At 78.3% G+C, this 3,519-nt stretch carries 3 protein-coding genes; all 3 read right to left on the reverse strand.

Annotation, left to right across the window (positions count from 1 at the left end):
* Positions 1-1,215: DUF58 domain-containing protein (locus C1I99_RS30480; protein ID WP_111137614.1), on the reverse strand; the 1,215-nt coding region annotated here is incomplete at its 3' end.
* Positions 1,212-2,195, reverse strand: a complete 984-nt coding sequence (locus C1I99_RS30485; RefSeq protein ID WP_233512808.1) for an AAA family ATPase — start codon at positions 2,193-2,195, stop codon at positions 1,212-1,214. The genes C1I99_RS30485 and C1I99_RS30480, both read right to left, overlap by 4 nt.
* The coding region (locus tag C1I99_RS33000) for a DUF4350 domain-containing protein (protein ID WP_111137615.1) at positions 2,192-3,519 on the reverse strand (1,328 nt) is incomplete at its 5' end. The genes C1I99_RS30485 and C1I99_RS33000, both read right to left, overlap by 4 nt.

The following is a 3,519-nucleotide window of genomic DNA, read 5'->3' on the forward strand; positions in this document are numbered from 1 at the left end:
GGCCAGGGCGGCGCGGACGCGATCCCGCTCGGCCAGCGCCCGCCAGGCCGCAGCCGCGGCGTAGGCGTCGCCGGGGCGGGACGGGATGGCCGTGGTGAGGGTGGCCAGCACGGGGTCGTGGGTCGCCGCGACGACCACCTTGTGCCGGGCGGCCAGCCGGGGCAGCACCGGCAGCAGCCCTTCGCCCAGGGCACCGGCCTCCAGCGCGGTGAACAGCACCACCAGACTGCGCTGCCGCTGCCGGCGGAGCAGCTCGCCGGCGATCAGATCGAAGTCGGTCTCCACCAGCGCCGGCTGTAGTGGGGCGAGCGCGTGTACCAGCCGGGGAAGCAGGGCCGGCCGCCCGGCGCCGGTCACCGTCGCCCGGATCGCGGTGTCGGCGGCGAGCAGGTCGACCCGGTCGCTGGCGCGTGCGGCCAGGGCGGTGAGCAGCAGCGCGGCGTCGATGGCGGTGTCGAGCCGGGGCTCGTCGCCGACCCGTACCGCCGAGGTGCGGCCGGTGTCCAGCACGCAGACCAGCCGCCGGTCCCGCTCCGGGCGCCAGGTACGCACCAGCACGTCGGCCCGGCGCGCGCTGGCCCGCCAGTCGATCGAGCGCACGTCGTCGCCGACCACGTACTCGCGCAGGGTGTCGAACTCGGTGCCCTGGCCGCGGCCTCGGCTGACCTGGGTGCCGTCGATCACCCGCAGCCGGGAGAGCTTCTCCGGCAGGTGCCGCCGGGAGTCGAAGCGAGGCAGTACGCGCAGCGCCCACGGTGGTGTCCCCGGCCGCCCGGAGCGCTGCCGGAACGCCAGCCCCAGCGGCCCGAGGGACCGGACGGTCAGCGCCACCGCCGGCCGGTCGCCGCGCCGCAGGGGGGTGAGCCGGGTGGGCAACACCAGGCTCCCAGCGGGCTCGACGCGGACCACCCGCGACGGCGGCACGTCGGGGCGGGCACCGGCCGACGGCACCCAGGCGTCCCGGACCTGGGCACGCAGCGTACGCCCGGTGGGGTTGTGCAGCAGCAGCGCGACGGTGGCGGTGCCGCCCAGCCGGACCGCGCGGTCCCCGTCCCGGGTGGCGGTCAGCGCGCCCGGCGGCACGGCCAACGCCCGGTCCACGGCGACCAGCAGCAACACCGCGCCGGTCATCATCAGCAGGCCGGCGAACGGCGACGGCCAGGCCGGCAGGGTCAGCGCGCCCGCCGCCAGCAGCGCCGCCGCCCGCCAGGTCATCGCGGCGTCGGCACGGTGGCCAGCACCGTGTCCAGGACCGCGTCGACGCCGACGCCCTCCAGCTCGACCTCCGGCCGCAGTCGAAGCCGGTGCCGCAGCGTCGGCCGGGCCACCGCCTTCACGTCGTCGGGCACCACGTGGTCCCGGCCGGCCAGCCAGGCCCACGCCTTGGCGGTGGTCAGCAGCGCGGTCGCGCCCCGGGGCGAGGCCCCCAGCTCCAGCGCCGGGGTGGCGCGGGTGGCCCGGCACAGGTCGACGAGGTAGCCGAAGATCGGCTCGGCCACGTGCACCCGGCCTACCGCCGCCCGGGCCGCCGCCAGGTCCGCCGCGGTGGCCACCGGCCGTACGCCGGCGGCGCCCAGGTCGCGCGGGTCGAAGCCGGCGTGGTGTGCCCGCAGCACGCCCAGCTCCTCCTCCCGGCTGGGCAGCGGCACGGTGAGCTTGAGCAGGAAACGGTCCAGCTGGGCTTCGGGCAGCGGGTAGGTGCCCTCGTACTCGATCGGGTTCTGGGTGGCCGCGACGATGAACGGGTCGGGCAGCGGTCGCCGGCTGCCCTCGACCGAGACCTGCCGCTCCTCCATCACCTCCAGCAGGGCCGACTGGGTCTTCGGCGGGGTGCGGTTGATCTCGTCGGCGAGCAGCAGGTTGGTGAAGACCGGCCCCTCCCGGAAGGCGAACGCGGCGGTGTGCGGGTCGAAGATCAGTGATCCGGTGACGTCGCCGGGCATCAGGTCCGGGGTGAACTGCACCCGCTTGGACTCCAGGTCGAGCGCGGTCGCCACGGTGCGGATGAGCAGTGTCTTGGCCACCCCGGGCACCCCCTCCAGCAGCACGTGCCCACGACAGAGCAGGGCGATTACCAGGCCGGTGACCACCGCGTCCTGCCCGACGACCGCCTTGGCGACCTCGGCGCGCAGCCGGTGCAGGGCGGCGCGGGCGTCGTCGTCGGTCAGCGGCTCGGCGGTTCCGGGTCGGGTCACCGGGGGTCTCCTTCGGGGTGCGGGTGCGGTGCGTCGGGTGCGTCCGGGCCCGTGCCGGGCGGCGGGGCGACCGTACGGGTCACCCGGTCCAGCCCACGGGCGAGGTCCAGCAGGTCCCGGTCGCTCTCCGGCGCGTCGCCGTAGAGCAGGTCGCCGGTCGCGTCGGGGCCCTCGCCGGTGCGGGCGGCGACGGCGGCGGCCACCTCGCCGGGCGGGGTGGTGCCGGGCAGGTTCAGCCGGGGCAGCAGCCGGGCCAGGGCGGCGTCGCGCAGGGTCCGTGCTGCCGCCGCCCGGGCGCCGGAGCGCTGGTAGAGCCGCGCCCGGCCGAGCACCGTCTCCGCCGAGCGGACGGCCACGGGCAGCGGCTCGGGCGTCGGTGGACCGAGCCGGCGGGCCCGCCACGCCGCCATCAGCAGCGCGGCCAGCGCGAGTTGGACCAGTAGGGCCCAGAACCAGCTGGGGAAGGCGGACCAGAGCGGGTTCGGCGGGTCGGCGCTGCCGGCGGAGTCGTCCCGGTCGGAGCCGGACGGGCGGTCGCTGTCGCCGGGGCGCCCGGGGCCACCGCGGCCGTCGCCGTCGCCGCTCCCCGGACGGCCGCCGCCGGGCCCGCCGTAACCGGTGGAGTCACCCGGGGCGCCCGGGCGGGTCGAGCTGCCGGTGCTGCCGCCGCCGGGCGGGGCCGGCTCGGGCCCGTCCAGGTCGAGCCATACCACCCGGCCGGGCCCGGCGAGCAGGCCGGATGCGAAGGCCCGGTTCGCCCACTCGTCGATCCGGTCGTTGCGGAACGGGTCGGTGGCGCCGACCACCACGGTCTCGGCGGCGCCGGGCAGGCGGGCCACGGCGTCGGCGTAGCAGAAGTCGGCGGCGACCGACCGGCCGGGGGCGACCGCGTAGCGCTGCAGGTGCACGGCCGCCACCCCGGCGGCGGCGAGTTCGGGCAGCGAGCAGGCCAGGCCGCGGGCGTCGGGGGCGAGGGCCCGTGCCGCCCAGCGGCGGCCGGCCGGCGCGAGCGGGAGCCCGGCCGCGGCCAGCACCCGGCGCGGCGGGTCGACCAGCACCAGCCGGGTCCGGGCGGGCAGCGCGCCGAGCGCCCCGGCGGTCTCCGCGCGCAGCAGCGCCGGCGCGGGCACGAAGAGCGTCGCCGGCGCGGCCCGGGTGGCCGCCAGCGCCCCGCGGGTGTCGGTCTCCCGCTGGACGATGACCCCCCGCTCCCGCAGCGCCCCGGCGAGCCGGCTGCCGCCGTTGTCCCCGGTCGCCAGCGGGGAGAGGAATCCGCGGTCGGTGGGGTCGGGCTGGTCGACGGCGTGGGTGACCAGGGTGGTGG

The organism is Micromonospora deserti, from assembly GCF_003236335.1.
Taxonomy (GTDB): Bacteria; Actinomycetota; Actinomycetes; order Mycobacteriales; family Micromonosporaceae; genus Micromonospora; species Micromonospora deserti.